This window comes from Faecalibacterium faecis, assembly GCF_040096475.1.
GTDB classification, from domain to species: domain Bacteria; phylum Bacillota; class Clostridia; order Oscillospirales; family Ruminococcaceae; genus Faecalibacterium; species Faecalibacterium taiwanense.
On the sequence record NZ_JBBMEP010000042.1, the window covers coordinates 1 to 2,615 of the forward strand.

3 protein-coding genes and 1 pseudogene are annotated in these 2,615 nt (G+C 55.5%); all 4 read left to right on the forward strand.

The genetic code is table 11. The features are described 5' to 3' along the window. Positions 1 to 180: 180 nt before the first annotated feature. Positions 181 to 1,179 (forward strand): C40 family peptidase, encoded by a 999-nt coding sequence (locus tag WMO17_RS12940; RefSeq protein WP_349138311.1) that lies wholly within the window; start codon positions 181 to 183, stop codon positions 1,177 to 1,179. A gap of 14 nt (positions 1,180 to 1,193) precedes the next feature. Continuing rightward, positions 1,194 to 1,460 carry a DUF4315 family protein gene (locus tag WMO17_RS12945; RefSeq protein WP_055191823.1) on the forward strand — a complete coding sequence of 89 codons (267 nt, stop codon included), beginning with the start codon at positions 1,194 to 1,196 and terminating at the stop codon, positions 1,458 to 1,460. Further along, on the forward strand, positions 1,444 to 2,172 hold the full coding sequence (locus WMO17_RS12950; protein ID WP_149794202.1) for a DUF4366 domain-containing protein: 729 nt from the start codon (positions 1,444 to 1,446) through the stop codon (positions 2,170 to 2,172). The genes WMO17_RS12945 and WMO17_RS12950 overlap by 17 nt, the downstream gene beginning before the upstream one ends. 99 nt (positions 2,173 to 2,271) lie before the next feature. Further along, positions 2,272 to 2,394 (forward strand): annotated as a pseudogene (locus tag WMO17_RS12955) (DNA topoisomerase III); the annotation flags it as partial. Between the last annotated feature and the right edge of the window lie 221 nt (positions 2,395 to 2,615).

The window sequence follows — 2,615 nt, forward strand, 5'->3', positions numbered from 1 at the left end:
CAGCCCCTTGGCGGGGCTTTGAAAAATCAGAACGCGGCCCCAACAGCTCCTCCCTGTTTCAGCCACTGGCTGCGGTCATCGCCGTTGCACTGGGCTGATTGCTTGCCCTGCCTGCGGCAGGGCCGTGCTGTTCGAATCCCTCTAGGTCCCAAAGCCAGCGCGTGACTTATGTGTATCCTCATGGTCATGTCTGGTTTTTCCTCCTGCGGCATCCTCTTTTCGGGCGGCACACAAGTGTCCGGGCAGACCATGTACTCTGCTGAGGACAGGGACATCCGGGGCGCAGAACAGGACTACAAGAAGCTGGAAAAGGAGCTGGATAAAAAGATCAAGCGCACTCCCACCGACCACCCCGGCTACAACGAGTACCAGTACCATCTCGACCCCATCGAGCATGACCCGTGGCAGCTCACTTCGTTCCTGACCACCTTGTATGATGACTACACCCGCAGCGAGATACAGGGAAAATTGAAGGAGACCTTCAAAAAGCAGTATAAGCTCACCACATGGGTGGAGGTGCAGATACGGTATAAGACCGTCTGGGTCATCAGCCCGGCAGGAATCCCGGTTCCCACACAGGTGCCTTATGAGTATCGAATCTTCCACACCAAATTGGTGAACAAAGGGCTGGAAGTAGTTATCCGGGAGGAACTGGACAACGACCAATGGAAACGGTACGAGATCTTTCAGGACACCTTGGGTGGTCGGCCTTATCTGTTCAACGGCGGTCTGCCGCCCGGTGGCTCCGATGGTTCCGGCTCGCCGGGCATCGACTATCAGATTCCGGCAGAAGCCCTGACGGATGAGGAGTTCGCCGCCATCTACAAGGAGGCGCAAAAGTATGTGGGCACGCCCTATGTATGGGGCGGTTCTACCCCGGAAACTGGCTTTGACTGTTCAGGCTACGTTTGTTGGGTCTACAACCAGAACGGTTATGATGTGGGGCGCACCACTGCCAACGGTCTGTGGAACAAGAGCCAGCACATTTCCGAAGCCGAAGCAAAGCCCGGAGATCTGGTCTTTTTCAAAGGAACCTACGACACCCCCGGCATGAGCCATACCGGAATCTATCTGGGCAACGGCATGATGGTCAGTGCCGGCGACCCCATCAAGTACGCAAACATTCATTCGTCCTACTGGGAGAAACATCTCGCCGGGTTCGGACGGCTTTCAAAATGATTGGAGGAGTTACTATGAGCGAAAAATCGGATAAGCTGCGGGCGATGCTGGAAAAAGAGAAGGAACGCCGCATCAAGCTGAACAACCGCATCGAGATTCTGGAGCGGCGCATTCAGGAAGAGGATTCTGCCGAGGTCAACGAGATGGTGCGGACTGCAAAGGTCACGCCGGAACAGCTTGCCGCCCTGCTGCGGCAGTCCGCAACCGCCACCCCGAACCCGGCTGCGCTGTCTGCCGTGGGTGCAACTTTCGAGAAGGAGGTCGATGCAGATGAAGATTAAGAAACTGGGCGCGCTGCTGGTATCGGCGGCACTGTGCGCTGGCATGGCGGCTCCCGCCTTTGCCTTTGAGGGCGAAGCTGCCCCGGTGGAGCAGCCGGTTCTGCCGGAAGTCGTGGAGAAAGATGTTGTCACCGTCACGGACGAAACCTCTGGTGCCTTGACCCCGGAGGGCAATCTGACGCTGGTGGACGATTACTACACCAACTACTCCGATGGCAGCGGACAGCAGTTTATTACGCTGGTCAGCAAGTCGGGCAATACGTTCTACTTGGTCATCGACCGCAACGCCAAAGGACAGCAGACCGTCCACTTTATGAACCTTGTGGACGAAGCCGACCTGCTGGCACTGATGGAAGAAGAAGATGCGGACGCTTATACCGCTGAAAAAGAAGCGGCGACGCAGGCAGAGCAGGACAGGCTGAAAGCCGAGGAGGAAGCCAAGAAAGCTGCGGAGGAAGCAGCATCCGGCACAGAACAGCCCAAGGAAAACAAGATCACAAAGATCGCATCCGGCTTTCTGGGTGTGGTCGTGCTGATTGCGCTGGCGGCAGGCGGCGGCTTCTACGTTTTTGCGAAGCAGAAGCAGAAAAAGCAGGCAGAAAAAGAAGCCCTCGACCCCGATGCAGGTTATACCGAGGACAAGGGCGATTTTGAGATTCCCACCGAGGACGAGCCGGAGGACACCGGCGAGGAGGATACCGAACCCATCTGATTGTAAGGCGGCATTTGCCGCCTTACATATCCAAATGAAAACAGATTGGAGGGAACGCTTATTTCAATTCTAGTTGTAGCAGAAAAGCCATCTGTCGCTATGTCCTATGCAAAAGTCCTCGGTGCTACCCGCCGTCAAGACGGTTATCTGGTAAGCTGGTGCGTTGGTCATCTGGTAGCGCTTGCACCGCCCAATGTCTACGATGCCAAGTACGTCAAGTGGAGCATCTTCATCATACGCAGGAAAACTGTCCTCGTCAACGCTTTGAACCCATATCCTGCTATTCGGGAAAAGGGTTCTTCTGTTTGGGCAAAATGCAGCTTTTATAATGTCCGGGGCGGATATTGTCAAGGGAAGTGAACGGGGTTCATCTCTAGGTGCCCACCGATTCATCTTGTTTGGTGTTTTGCATCCACCGCACCAGCGCTTCGGCGTCCTGTTTG